This is a genomic window from Amycolatopsis sp. CB00013 (assembly GCF_001905755.1).
Lineage (GTDB): Bacteria > Actinomycetota > Actinomycetes > Mycobacteriales > Pseudonocardiaceae > Amycolatopsis > Amycolatopsis japonica.
Window position 1 is genome coordinate 329,187 of record NZ_LIWC01000007.1, and the last position, 14,897, is coordinate 344,083.

Annotated in this window: 2 protein-coding genes; both read right to left on the minus strand. The window is 73.5% G+C overall.

All coding sequences use genetic code 11. The annotated features are described in order from the left end of the window. Positions 1 to 21: 21 nt before the first annotated feature. A complete protein-coding gene (locus AMK34_RS38445) occupies positions 22 to 6,933 on the minus strand; it encodes a non-ribosomal peptide synthetase/MFS transporter (RefSeq protein ID WP_073848675.1) in 6,912 nt (2,303 codons plus the stop codon). Beyond that, positions 6,930 to 14,870: a non-ribosomal peptide synthetase gene (locus AMK34_RS38450; protein WP_073848677.1), complete on the minus strand. Its 7,941-nt coding sequence runs from the start codon at positions 14,868 to 14,870 to the stop codon at positions 6,930 to 6,932. Before AMK34_RS38450 ends, AMK34_RS38445 begins: the two co-directional genes overlap by 4 nt. Positions 14,871 to 14,897 lie beyond the last annotated feature (27 nt).

Below are 14,897 nucleotides of genomic sequence, written 5' to 3' on the forward strand. Positions count from 1 at the left end.
CGAGGTTGTTCGAAAACCGGGTCACCGCACCAGGTCCCGGTCGGCGAGCGCCTGTACGCGGTCGAGGTCGGCGTCGATCTCCGCGGGTGGCGCCGCGTCCGGCAGCAGTTCCTCGATGTCGTGCAGCGGCCGGTACCGCAGGCCGAGCACGCCCCACACCACCAGCACGGCACCGGAGACCACCATCAGCGTGGCGAAACCGCCGAGCAGGTCGGCGAGCGGTCCCGCGGTCAGGAACCCGAGCGGTTGCATGGCGGTCGCCAGCATGACGTTGATCGCCAGCACCCGGCCCTGCAGATGCTGGCCGACCTTCGTCTGGATGATCGACAGCCAGTGCGCGTTGCCGATGCTCATGCACGCCAGTCGCACGAACAGGCCGATCGCGATCACGAACACCGAAGGCCACGCACCCATCAGCGCCACGCCGATCCCGGAGCCGACGACGAACGCGATCATGCCGGTGGCCCGGCGCGCGGTGCCGCCCCAGGTGATCACGACGAGCGCGCCGACCGCGGCGCCGATCCCGCCGACGGCACTGACCACACCCAGTTCGCCCGTCGAGCCGATCGACAGGACCAGCGGGGTGAGGCCGACCCACATCACGGCGGTGAAGTAGTTGACCACCGCGAAATAACCGATCATCACCAGCAGCGGTTTGCGGCGCAGCACGAACTTCCACCCGCCGGTGACCGCCCTCGTGAACGGTTCGACCCGGGTGAAGGACATCCGGTCCGGGAACCGCACCAGCACCAGGGTGGTCACGCCGATCGCGAACGTGGCGACGTCGACCACGACGACCCCGGTCAGCCCGGACAGTCCCATGAGGACACCGCCGAGGACGGGGCCGAGTACGGTGCCGAGCCCGGCGCCCATGTCGGCGAGCGCGTTGGCCTGCGGCAGATACGGCTTCGGCACCAGCTGGGCGATCGCCGCCAGGTAGGCGGGCCGGTGGAACGCCGACGCCACCGACATGACGCCGACGATCGCGCAGACCGTCACGAGATCCAGCCGTCCCAAGGCGAACAGCACGGCGAGCACGGCCATCGCCGCACCGCTCGTCAGGTCGCAGCACAGCATGATCCGCCTGCGGTCCACCCGGTCGGCGAGCGCGCCGCCGACCGGCGTCAGCAGCATGCTCGGCACGCGGGCGAGCAACACCACCAGCGCGAGGTCGATGACGCGTCCGCTCAGCTGGTACGCCCACACACCGAGCGCGAACGCGCTCAGTTCGTTGCCGATCATCGACACGGCTTGGCCACCCGCCACGGTGTAGAACGCGCGCAGCCCACGCCGGGTCGCGGCCGCGGCGACCGGGACGTCGTCGACTTCCGGCGGCAGATCACCGGTGGCCCAGCGGGACAGCCGGTCCCGCAGCAGTGCGGCGACCTCGGCGGCCTGGTGGCGCAGGAAGTAGTGCCCGGCCTTGGGCAGCACGGCCAGTTCGACGCGGTCGGCGAACACACCCCACTCCCGGTACCGCTCCTGGTACAGCTCGGTCGCCGGGTCGCTCGCCCCGGCCACGCACAGGACCGGCGCGACGAGCCGGGGCTGTGGCCCGGCGTCCGGGTCGAGCGCGCGGCCGAACCAGGACTGCGCCTGCCCGGCGTCGTGCCGCAGCGCGTGCAGCATCGCCGCGCTCGCGGCCTCGTCCATGTCGTCCAGCAGTCCGCCGGTGGCCCGCAGGGTGTCCCGGTAGAGCCGGTCCGCGACCCAGCGTTCGCGCGGGAAGCGGCGTTGCAGCCAAGCCGACAGCTTCCCGGGCAGGCGTGCGGCGGGGAAGCTGCCCGCCACGACCACCCCGGCGACGGTGCGGCCGTCGGCCTCGAGCCGGGCGGCGAGCGCGGTGGCCACCGCCGAACCGACGCAGTGCCCGTACACGGCGACCGGACCCGTGACGGTCCGGCCGATCTCGTCGGCCAGCAGGTCGACCACCTCGTCGACGGTGCGGAACGCCTCGTCGGGCCGCGCCACGTCGTGGCCCGGCAGCTCGACGGCGAGCAGGTCGATCTCCGGTGCGGCGACGGCGAGTTCGGTGGCCAGCGGCTGGAACACCGCGGCCGAGCCGCCGCCGTAGGGCACGCAGACGAGCGTCACGTCCGGCGTGCCCGTGCGGGCGGGGGAGAGGCGATGCAGCAGGCGCCCGTCGTCGGTGTCCCGTCCGGCGTCGAGATGGGCGGCCAGTTCGCGGACGGTCGGATGCAGGAACAGGTCGATGACGCGCAATCGCTCGTCGATCAGCCGGACCGCGCGGACCGCGGTGAACGAATGGCCGCCGAGGGCGAAGAAGTCGTCGTCGGCGTGGATCTCGGACACGTCGAGCACCTGTGCCCACGCCTGTGCGACGCGGTGCTCTGTAGGAGTTTCCAGCGACCGCGAACCCGTCACCGGCTCGGGGCTGGGCACGGTGACCGGGCGGGACCCGGCGCGGGCCGGACCGACCGCGGCGACTCGATTGTCCACATCGGACATCAGTCCGGTCAGGAGCGCCTGGAAGTCGGCGACGATCTCTTCGGCGGTGGCGGCGTCGAACAGGTCGGCCCGGTAGGCGAGGCCGCCGAGATAGGTGTCGCCGTCGTTGACCAGCACCAGGCTGAGGTCGAACTTCACCTGCTCGCCCGCGTCGCGGACGGCCGTCACCTCGACACCCGGGATGGCGGGTGGTGTCGCCGGCTGGTCGAGGACGTTCAGCAATACCTGGAAGATCGGCGTCGCCGCCACGGATCGCTCCGGTCGCAGCCGCTCGATGATCCGTTCGAGCGGCGTCTCGGCGTGCGCGAAAGCGCCGAGCACGGTCTCGCGGGACCGGCCGAGCAACTCCCGTACGGTCGGATCGCCGCCGAGATCCGTGCGCAGCACGAGCGTGTTCACGAAACAGCCCACCGTCGACTCGACGTCCGGGTGATGCCGTCCGGACTCGGGCACGCCGACCGCGACGTCTTCGGTACCGGCGCGGCGGCCGAGCAGTTCCTGCCAGCAGGCCAGCAGCACCATGAACGGCGTCACACCCGTCTCGGCCGCGACCCGCCGAACGCGTGCGGTGAGCGCGGCGGGGAGGGCGAACCGGACGTGCCCGCCCGACCACCCGGCCACCGCCGGACGGGGCCGGTCGGTCGGCAACGTGAGCAGCGGTGGCAGCCCGGAAAGCCGGTCACACCACCAGTCCAGGTCTTCGGCGCGTGCACGGGCGGCCAGCCAGGCGGCGTAATCCGCGTACTGGACGGGCAAGGCCGCGTCCGGTGCGGATCCCGCGAGCCGGGCGGCGTACGCGTCGGCGAGGTCCGTCCCGATCACGCCGCGAGACCAGTTGTCGGTCGCGATGTGGTGCACGGTGAGCGCGAGGACGTGCTCGTCGTCGGCGATCCGGAACAGCGACGCCCGCAGCGGCGGCTCCCGGTCGAGCGCGAACGGCCGGGCCAGTTCCGTCCGGCACGCCGCGTCGACCCGATCGGCGGCTATGTCCACAATAGACATAGGGACGCGGTCGGCCGGCACCGGCACGGCCACCGGCGTCCCGTCCCGCTCCTCGATGACGGTGCGCAAGACGGTGTGCCGTGCGGCGACGTCCCGCACCGCGAGCGCCATCGCCGCCGAGTCCAGCGGCCCACGCAGCCGCAGCACGAGATCGGCGTGATAGGCCGAGCCCGGGCCGAGCAGTTCGAGGAACCACAGCCGCGCCTGCGCGGACGACAGCGGCGCGGGTGCTTCGGGATCCGGCCGCACGGGGATGGGTGCGCCGCCGGACACGCCGTCCGGGTCGGCGGCCAGCACGACGGCGAGGTCGGCCAGCACGGGGTGCTCGAACACCGTGCGCACGGCGACATCGCGGTGCAGCGCCTCACCCAGCCGTCCCGCCACGCGCACCGCGGCGAAGGAATGCCCGCCCACGGCGAAGAAGTCGTCGTCCGCGGAGCTGCCGTCGATCCCGAGCACGTCGCTCCAGATCCGCGCCACGAGCCGTTCGGCCGGGGTCGCCACCGGCCGCCGCGTCGCGGGCACACGCTCGGCGGCGTCGGGCAGAGCCGCCCGGTCGATCTTGCCGTTCGCGTTGAGCGGCAAGCGGTCCAGCACGGTCAGCGAGGCGGGCACCATGTAGTCCGGCAGGCGTTCGCGCAGTGTCCGGCGCACGGTCGCCACGTCGAGTCCCGGCCCGACGAGCCACGCGGCCAGGCGCCGGTCGAGGCCGTCACCGACCGGCAGCACGACGGCCTCGGCCACGCCGTCGACGTCGCGCAGTGCGGCGGTGACCTCGCCCAGTTCGACCCGGTGGCCGCGGACCTTCACCTGGTCGTCGGCGCGGCCGAGGAACTGCACGGTGCCGTCGGCGCGGATCCGCAACAGGTCTCCGCTGCGGAAGCATCGCACGCCGGTGCCCAGCGGGTCGGGCACGAACCGGGCCGCCGTCTGCGTGTCGTCGCCGAGATAGCCGCGGGTGATCTGTGGTCCGCCGATCACCAGTTCGCCGGTCATGCCACCGGGAACGACCGCGCCGCGCGCGTCGACGAGATGACCGGCGACCCCGGGCAGCGGGATGCCGAGCGGTACGTATCCGGTGCGTTCGTGCGGCGGGACGGTCGCCACGTCGCAGGTCATCGAGATCATCGTGCTTTCGGTGTGCCCGTAGTGGCTCTGCACCCGCAGCCCGGGCCGGGCCGCCTCGACGCGCTCGACCAGTGACCACGGGCAGGCCTCGCCCGCCAGGATGAGCAACGCGCGCGGCAGCACCGAGGCCAGATCTCCGTGGCGCGCCAGGAGTTCGAGGTGGCTGGGCACGCATTTGAGCACGTCGACCGGGTGCCCGGCCAGGTACCCGGCGAACGCCTGCGGATCCATCGCGGTGTCCCGCTCGACCAGATGCACCGTGCCGCCGGTGGTGAGGGCGCCGTACACGCAGGTGAGGCCGAAGTCGGCGGCCGGGGTGGAGACGACCGCGAACGACGCGCCCGCCACCTCGCCGAGCCGGGGCAGCATCCCGGCGAGGTAGTGCGCGACGTTGCGGTGCTCGACCGCGACACCCTTGGGAGCGCCGGTCGAACCGGACGTGAAGATGACGTGGATCAGGTCGTGCCCCGCGACCGGGACGCCCGGCCTGCTGCTGGGCTGCCCCGCGACGGCGTCGTCGACGGTCAGGACGGTGACGTCGGGAACGGTGATGTCGAGGCCGGGTTCGGCGAGCAGGATCCGGGCCTTCGCGGTGGCGAGGATGGCGGCCACGCGCGACGGCGGGTAGGTGGTGTCCATCGGCAGATACGCGCCACCGGACTTCATGATGCCCAGCACCGCGACCGCGACGTCGGTGCCCTGCTCCAGCAACAGCCCGACCGGCTCGTCCGCGGTCACGCCCAGTTCACGCAGCCGATGCGCGAGCCGGTTGGCCCGCTCGTCGAGCCGCCGGTAGGTCAGCGAACCGGTCCCGCCGACCACGGCGACAGCGTCCGGGACGCGGTCGGCGGTGTCTTCGATCAGGGTGTGCACCGGGCGGAGTCCGGTCCGATCCTGGGCAGGCCCCGCCAGCACCGGCGAGGTGACGACCTCGACGGGTACCTCGGCCACCGGCCGGTCGAGGTCCGCGGTGATCCCGTCCACGAGCGTGACGAACCAGCGGGCGATCCGTTCCGCGGTGCCCCGGTCGAACAGGTCGGTGCGGTAGGCGAGCCCGCCCGAATAGCCGTCACCGGACCGGGACAGTGCGAGGCTCAGGTCGAACTTGACGCCCCGTACCGGCGGTTCGGTGACCCGGGTGGTCACGCCGGGCAACTCGGGCGTCCGCGACGGTTCGTCGAGGACGTTGAGCATGACCTGGAAGATCGGCGACGCGTCGAGCCCGCGCCGGGGCGCGACCCGTTCCACGATCCGCTCGAACGCCACGCCCGTGTGCGCGAACGCGTCGAGCACCGTGTCGCGTGCGGTGGCGAGCAGATCGCGGCCGGTGGTCGCCCCGGCCAGGTCGGTGCGCAGCACCAGCGTGTCGACGAAGCAGCCGACGACCCGTTCGGCGTCCGGGTGGCGCCGTCCGGACTCGGGCACCCCCACCGGAACGTCGGTCGTCCCGGCCAGCCTGGCGAGCAGGGTCTGCCAGCACGCCAGGAACACCATGAACGGGGTGGCGCCGGTGGTGCGGGCGATCTCCCGCAGCCGCGCGGTGAGGGCGGCAGGCACCTCGACGACGACTTCGGCGCCCTCGTCACCGGCCACGGCCGGCCGGGGCCGGTCGGTCGGCAGCGCCAGCACCGGGGGCAGTCCGGCGAGCCGCTCGTGCCACCAGTCCAGATCGGCCTCGGCGGTGTCCGGCCTGGAATCGTTCCATGCCACCAGATCCGCGTACTGGAGCGCCGGTGGTGGCGGTACGTCGCGGACGCCGAGGCGGGCCGCGTAACAGGCGGCGAGATCGTCGAGCACGACCGCGGCCGACGGGGCGTCCATCGCGATGTGGTGGAACGTCAACGCGAGCACACGCCGGTCGGCGGCGACGCGGAACAGCACCGCCCGCATCGGCGGCAGGTCGCCGAGCGCGAACGGACGGACGGCCTCGGCGGCCACGGCGGCGTCCAGTTCCTCCGCCGTCAAGTCCACAGTGGACACCGGAACGCCGGGTCCTGCGCACCGCATCGGTTCGCCGTCGATCTCCCGGTACACGCCGCGGAGCACGTCGTGGCGGTCGGCGACGTCACGGACCGCGGCGAGGAGCGCGGTCTCGTCGGCCGGTCCGGTCAGGTCGAGCACGAGCGGCAGGTTGTAGGTGTGGCCGCCGGGTTCGAAGCGGGCCAGGAACCACAACCTGGCCTGCGCGGACGACAGCGGCACCGGTGATCCGTCGCGAGGGAGGCGGGGGATGGAGGGCCCCGCGGCGAGGCCGCCGCTCAGTGCGGCGGCGGCGCGGCCCGCGAGCAGTTCGCGCATCCGTCGCTGCGCGGGGGTGATCAGTGAGTCGGTCATGCCGTGCTTCCCGCCTGGACATCGATGGCGCCGTCGTCCGCCAGTACGGTCATCGCGATCCGTTCCAGTTCGACCGCGAACTCCCGCAGCATGGGCCGGTCGAACAGACAGCGCACCGGGACGGGGAACCCGAGCGCCTCGCCGAGACGGCCGACGACCTTGGTCGCGGCGAGGGAATGTCCGCCGAGGCCGAAGAAGTCGTCCAGCGCGCCGACCTGCTCTCGGCCGAGCACCTCGGCCCAGATCATCGCGACGAGTTCTTCGACCGCCGATTCCGGCCGGCTGTCGGGCCGCGTCTGCGCGACGGGGGCGGGTAGCGCGGTGCGGTCCACCTTCCCGGTCGCGGTGACGGGGAACGCGTCGAGCGGCACCCAACGGTGAGGCACCGCGTAGTCGGGTAGCCGTCCGCGCAGCACGGCCGCCACCACATCCGTGTCCACAGTGGACGGAGTGAGATAGCCGACGAGATGGGGTTCGCCCTCCCCGGAGCGCACCACGACCACCGCGTCGGTCACTCCGGCGACCGCGCGCAGCACATGCTCCACCTCGCCGAGTTCGACCCGGTTGCCGCGGATCTTCACCTGGTGGTCGGCGCGGCCGTGGAACTCCAGCGCGCCGTCGGCACGCCAGCGGACCAGGTCGCCGGTGCGGTAGGAACGGACCCCGTGCAACGGGTCGGTACCGAAGGCGGACGCGGTCCGCTCCGGACGGTCGCGGTAGCCCGGTGTCACGCCGGCACCGCCGATGGACAACTCGCCGACGGCGCCGGGAAGCGCGGTCCGGCCGAACGGGTCGACCACCGTGAGCAGGGTGCCGTCGAGGGGGCCGCCGATCGGTATCGGCCGGTCGGCCGCCAGGTCGGCGGTGGTCACCAGGTGCGTGGTCGCGGTGATGGTGGTCTCCGTGGGGCCGTAACAGTTGCGCAGGCTCGCGACCCGGGCGGTGACCTGCCGCGCCAGCGCGACGTCGAGGGCCTCGCCGCCGGAGAACACGTGCAGTCCCGGCAGCTCGGGAAGTCCGGCGGCGACGAGCATCCGCAAGGTGGTCGGTGTCGGGTTGAAGCGGGTCGCGCCGGTCGAGACGAGCCGCCGGACCAGCGCGTGCCCGTCGACGGCACAGTCCCGGTCGGCGATCGCGCAGTGCGCGCCCGCGGTCAAGGTCGTCCAGATCTCGCCGGTGGCGGTGTCGAACACGAGCGGCGCGACCGCGAGCCAGGTGTCGGACGGCCGGACGCCGGTGACTTCGCGGAAGGCGTGGACCAGCGCGGCGAGATTCCGATGCGTGACCGCGACGCCCTTCGGCCTGCCCGTCGAACCGGAGGTGTAGAGGACGTAGGCGAGGTCGTCCAGGCCCGGTTCCCGCAGCGCGTGGTCCTCCGTGACGGGGGCGTCGAGGTCCACGACCGTCAGGTGCGGCAGGGCGGCGCGGGCCACGTCCAGCGCGGGACCGCGGGCGGCGACGACCCGGATCCCGGCGTCGGCGGCGAGTGCCGCGATCCGGTCCGCGGGATGGCCGGGGTCCAGCGGAAGGTACGCGCCACCGGCCCGCCATACCGCGAGCAGCCCGGCGGGCAGGTATTCGTCGCGGGGCAGGCATACGCCGACCACGTCGCCGGTGGCGACACCCGCGGCGAGCAGACCGCGGGCGCCCCGTGCCGACCACGTGGCCAGGTCCGCATAGGACAGCCGGCCGGTAGGCGATGAGGTCGCCACCGCGCCGGACTGTCGCGCGAGCACGTCGGCGACCACGGTCCGGGTGGCGGGCAACGGTTTCCCGGTTCCCCAGGAGAACAACGCGGCACGTTCCGCGGCGTTCAGGATGTCCAGTGTGGACAGTTGGGCGTCCGGGTCGTCGGTGAGGAGGTCGAGAAGGGTGCCGTACCAGCGGGCCCAGCGTTCGATCGTGTCCCGGTCGAACAGGTCGGTACGGAACACGAGCCTGCCCGTGTAGCCGTCGCCGGTTTCGGCGAGGTCGAGGTTCAGGTCGTACAGCGCGGTGGCGACCGGTTGCGGCAGCACCGTCACCGCCAGGTCGCCGAGCGTCGCGGCCGCCTGGTCGTCGAGGACGTTCATCATCACCTGGCACACCGGGGTGCTCGCCGGATCCCGCTCCGGCGCGAGCCGCCGCACGACCTCGTCGAACGGCACGTCGGCGTGTGCGAACGCGTCGAGCACCGCGTCGCGTGTCCTGGCCACGAGGTCGCGGCCCGACACGTCGGTCCCCAGATCGGCACGGACGGCCACGGTGTCGACGAAGAAGCCGACCATTCCGGCCAGTTCGGCGGTGCGGCGGCCGCTGTGCGGCACGGCGACGGCGAGGTCCCGTACCCCGGCCAGCCGGGCGAGCAGCAGTTGCCAGGCCGCGAGCAGGACCGTGAACGGGGTGGTCCCGGTCGCGCTCGCCAGTGCCCGGACCCGCTCCGTGACGTCCGCGGGCAGCCGGACCGGGACCTCGCCGGCCGTCCAGTCCGCGATGGCGGGGCGGGGCCGGTCGGCGGGCACTCGCAACGCGGGCAGATCAGCGAGCCGCCGCTCCCACCAGTCGAGCCCCGCCGCCCGGTCCTGCTCGCGTTCCCGTACGGCGTGGTCGGCGTACTGGACCGAGAGTGGCGGATCGTCGGGTTCCGTGCGGTACCACGCGTCCATTTCGGACAGCAGGAGCCGTTGGGACGTCGCGTCGGTGGCGATGTGGTGGCAGGTGAGGGCGAGCACGTGATGGTCCGGGCTGAGTCGGAACAGGACCACGCGCAGTGGCGGAGCGGCGTCCAGGGCGAACGGCCGCCGGATCTCCGCTCTCACCGCCGCGGCCAGATCCGGTTCATGGACGTCCACAGTGGACATCGGGACGGCGTCGGCCGGTCCGAGGAGCGCGACCGGATCCCCGTCGATCTCGGTGAACCGGCTGCGCAGCACGTGATGGCGCGTCGTGACCGCGCGGACCGCGCGGTACAGCCGGCGCTCGTCGAGTGCGCCCAGGATCCGTAACACGGTGGGGGAGTTGTACGCGGCGCTGTCCGGGTCGAGCTTCGCCGCGAACCACAGCATGCGCTGCGCCGGTGACAGCGGCGCGGGGGCGTACGGGTCCACGCGGGCGACGAGCGGTCGGTCGGCGTCGGCGGTTTCCCCGTCGATCCGCGCGGTGAAGTCGGCGAGCACGGGGTGGTCGAACAACGTGCGGACGGTGATCCGGCGTCTCAGCCGGGTGTGCAGGAGGCCGACCACCCGGGTCGCCGCCAGCGAGCGGCCGCCGAGGGCGAAGAAGTCGCTGTCCGGGCCGATCTCCACGTCGAGTTCGAGGCATTCCCGCCACACCTGCGCGACCACCGCCTCGGCTTCCGACAGCGGTGCGACCGCGGCAGGGCGGGCGACGGGCGTCGGCGGAAGCGCGCGTCGGTCGAGCTTTCCATTGGGCAGCAAGGGGAGCGCGTCCAAGGCGCACCACGAACTCGGCACCATGTAGGCGGGCAGTAACCGTCGTAGCCGTCGCTCGACAGCCGCCGTGTCGACGGTAGCGGGAGTGAGGTAGCCGATCACGTGCGCGTCCACGCCGTCCTCAGCGACCGCCACCGCCGCGTCATCCACATCGGACAGTCCACGCAGGACGGATTCGATCTCGCCCGGCTCGAACCGGTTGCCGCGCACCTTCACCTGGTCGTCGGCGCGGCCGAGGAATTCCAGTGTCGCCTCGGGGCGCCACCGGACCAGATCACCGGTGCGGTAGCAGCGTTCGCCCGGCCGCACCGGGTCGGCGACGAACGCGGACCCGGTCAGCTCGGGCCGCCCCCGGTAGCCGGTCGCCACACCGGTGCCGCCGATCCACAGCTCGCCGATCGCGCCGGGCGGCGCGAGCCTGCCCGCCTCGTCCACCACGTACAGCCGCGCGCCTGGCGTCGGCGAACCGATCGGGACCCGGTCCCGGTCGTGCCCGGTGACCCGGTGCGCGGTCGCCGCGACCGTGGTCTCCGTCGGGCCGTAGCCGTTCCACAGCTCGCCGACCAGCGGCCGGACCCGCGCGGCGAGGTCGGGGTCGAGCACCTCGCCGCCGAGCAGGAGCCGCAGCGTGGGGTCACCCGCCCAGCCCGCGGCGAGCAGCATCCGCAGGCTCGTGGGGGTCAGGTCGACGACGGTGACCCCGCTCTCGGCGATCCGCCGCGCGAGCTCGTGGCCGTCGACAGCGGTGTCGCGGTCGGCGACGACGCAGCGCGCGCCGGTGGCGAGCGGCCACCACAGTTCCTCGGCCGACACGTCGAAGGCGAGCGGCGCGACCCCGAGCATCGCGTCGTCCCGCGTCATACCGGGGCAGAGCCCGCGGGAACGGACGAACGCGTACAGGTTCGCGTGGCTGATCTCGACCCCCTTGGGCCGCCCGGTCGACCCGGAGGTGTACAGCACGTAGGCGAGGGAGTCGCCATCCGGCAGCACCGGCTCGAAGGGCACCCCGTCGGTCCGGTCGGCATCGACCACGCGCAAGCCCGGCGCGGCGTCGGCGACCTCCGCCGCCACCGGCTGGGCGTCGCCGCGCGTGAGCACGACGCTCAGGTCGGCCTCGACCGCGAGCTGGGCCAGCCTGGCGACGGGTTGTCCGGTGTCGAGCGGCAGATATCCCGCACCCGCCCGCCACACGGCGAGCAGCGCGGCGGGAAGGAACTCGTCGCGCGGCAGGCACACCCCGACCGTGTCCCCGGCCGTCACCCCGGACGCGGCGAGCACGCGCGCGATCCGGTCGGCGTGGCCCACCAGTTCCGCGTACGTCAGCTGCCCGCCCTCAGCGGACACCGCGACCGCGTCGGGTGTCCGCGACGCGGTGCGCCACACCGCCTCCGGCACGCCGGCCGCGTCGTCGTCGGGCAGCGCGGGGCCGGTGCCCCAGCTCGTCAGCACGGCGAGTTCCCCGTCGGCCGCCAGTTCCAGTGTGGACAGCGCGGTGTCCGGTGTGGACACAGCGGTGTGCAGTAGGTGCAGCAGGGAACGGGAGAACCAGCGGGCGCGGTCGGGGGCGAGCCACGACGGGTCGTGCTCGACGATCAGCTCGGTGCCGCCGACGTGGGTGTTCACGAACACCGTCAGCGGGTTGTGGCTGCCGCCGGTCGGCAGCTCGCCGAGCAGATCCAGCCGCGTGTCCGGCCCGTACGCCGACAGCGGCAGACCGTCGGGCTGCACCGCGATCGACACGGGGGTGAGCGGTACCCCGGCCGGCCGGTCGCCGCCCCACAGCCCGGTGAGTTCACCGCTGGGCAGGCCCCGATGGTCGATGGCGCGCGCCGCCGTGGTCATGGCCGCGCGCAGCAGGTCGCGGAACGACGTGTCCGCGTCGAGCCGCAACCGCACCGGCAGGACGTCGACGAGCGGCCCGACGGTGTGCTCGAGCTCGGGCCGGTCCCGGTGCGCGGCCGCCATCCCCAGCAGCACGTCCTGGCCCCGCACCAGTTCGCCGACCAGCAGTCCCAGCGCCGACAGGTACACCGCGAACGGCGTCACCCCGTTCGATTCGGCCAGTGCCCGCACCGCCGACCCCAGCGATTCCGGTAGCGGAGTGCTGATCCGTTCCCCTCCGAAGCGCTGCCGGCCGTGCGCGGCGCGGTCGAACAGGGCGTCCGGCGGGGTCGCGCCCGCCAGCTCTTCCGACCAGTACGCCGTCAGCCGGCCTCGCTCTTCGGGTATCGCCGCGAGCGCGCGTTCCCGCGACGCCACCGCGCCCACCTGCGCGAAGGAAGCCGCGGGTGCGCCGGTCAGCTCGGCCATGAGCACGCCGATGGACGCGCCGTCGGTGGCGATGTGGTCGGACACGACGATCAGGTCGGCCACGTCGTCGGCGAGGCGGAGCAGCGTGATCCGCAGGAGCGGCGTGTCACTGGAGAGGTCGAACGCGTGCCGGGCGGCGGAGGCGGCCAGCTCCCCGGCCCGCCGGTCCGCGCCGGGCAGCCCGCGCAGGTCGTGTACGTCCACCGGAACCCGCACCGGCGGGCCCACCACCATGACCGGTTCGCCTTCGTGGTCGCCGATCGTGCCGCGCAGCACCTCGTGCCGGGCCACGACCTGGTCCGCGGCGGCCCGCAGCGCGGGCACCGACACCCGGCCGCGCAGCCGCAGCCGCCAAGCGACGGTAGTCGCGGTGCCGGTCGAACCGAGCTGGGCGAGCGTCCACAGATCCCGTTGCGTGCCGGTCAAAGGAAAGGTCCCCGGGTTTTCCTCCAGTGCCAAGGAAGGCGCGGCGGCCGGAGCGTCCGCGAGCCGTCGCGCGACCGCGGCCACCGTGCCGTCGGAGAGGAACTCCGTCAGCGTCACCACCCGGCCGGTGCTCTCCCGCAGTCGCGCGACCGCGCGCGCCGCGGCCAGGGAATGCCCGCCCGACTCGGAGAACCGGTCGTGCACACCGATCCCCGGCAGCCCGAACGCGGCAGCGACCTCCTCGGCGACCAGCCGCTCCGCCTCGGTGCCCGGGGCGGTGTACTCGGTGTCCTCGCGGTCGAAGACCCACGCCGCCAGCGCGGTCCGGTCCGCCTTCCCGGTCGTGCCGAGCGGGATCGCGTCGAGTACGGCGATCCGTGACGGCACCAGATGCGCGGGCAGCCGCGAGCGCAGCCACCGCAACAGTTCCTGCTCGGTCACCGCGGCCCCGGCCGGTTCGGCGAAACCTACGAGCCGACGTTCCCCGTGCTCGTCGGCGGGCGCGAGCACCACCGCGTTGCCGACGGCGGGGTGGGTGAGGAGCGCGGCCTGGACCTGTCCCGGTTCGATCCGGAAGCCCCGCACCTTCACCTGGTCGTCGGCGCGGCCGACGAAGTGGTGCACGCCGTCGCGGCATCGGACCAGGTCGCCGGTGCGGTAGTGCCGGACGCCGCGGGAGTCGACCACGAACTTCTCGGCGGTCAGCTCCGGCTGCCCCAGGTACCCGCGGGTGACGAGTGTCCCGCTGACCCACAGCTCGCCGACCTCGTCGTCACCGAGCGCGCGACCGTCGGCGTCCCGCACCGAGAACGCGGCGCCGGGAAGCGGGGTCCCGATCGGCGGGTCGGCCGATTCGTCCCGGCCGACTTCGTGGCACGAACAGTTCACCGTCGCCTCGGTCGGGCCGTAACAGTTCACGATCCGCCGCACGCCCTCGTTGGCGTAGAGGCGGTCGACGAGCGACCGGTGCAGGGCCTCGCCCGCGATCGCGACGGTCCGCACCGAACGCGGGAGCGGGGTCCGCGCCAGCACCGCCAGGACGGACGGCACGCCTTGCACGAACGTCACCTCGTCCCGCGCGGCCAGCCCGGGCAGCGCGAGCAGGTTCTCGGCGAGCACCAGGCTCCCGCCGGTCACCAGGGGCGGGAAGACTTCGGCGACGGACGCGTCGAAGCAGACCGACGCGGCGCCGAGCACGCCTCGCAGCTCGTCGTCGCCGTAGGTCGCGGCCGCCCACGCCAGCAACGCGAGCACGTTGCGGTGCTCGACCTGGACACCTTTCGGCCTGCCGGTGGAGCCGGACGTGTAGATCACGTACGCGAGGTCCGTGCCGGAACCCGGGACACCGGGGGCGGCCGTGGGCGCGGGGGCGACGTCCCCGACGGCCAGCACCGGCACGTCGGCGTCCGCGAGCGCGGCCGGATCCGGTTCGTCCGCCACCACCAGCGACAGCCCGGAGTCCGCGACGACCGACGCGCCGTGCGCAGGAGGAGCGGCCGGGTCCAGCGGGACATAGGCGCATCCCGCCTTCAGCACCCCCAGCAGGGTGGGGACCAGCCACCGGCCGCGGCGCAGGCAGACGCCGACGAGGTCACCGCGGGCCACCCCGCGACGGAGCAGCGCGTGCGCGACCGTGTTCGCGGCCTCGTCCAGCCGCGCGTAGCTCAGCCGCTCGTCGCCCGCGACGAGCGCGCAGCGGTGGGGTGTCCTTTTCGACTGCGCCTCGAACGCCTCGTGTACCCGCTCGAATCCGCCCAGATCTGCCCGCAACCGCTGAATCCCCTCGTGACCCGGCCG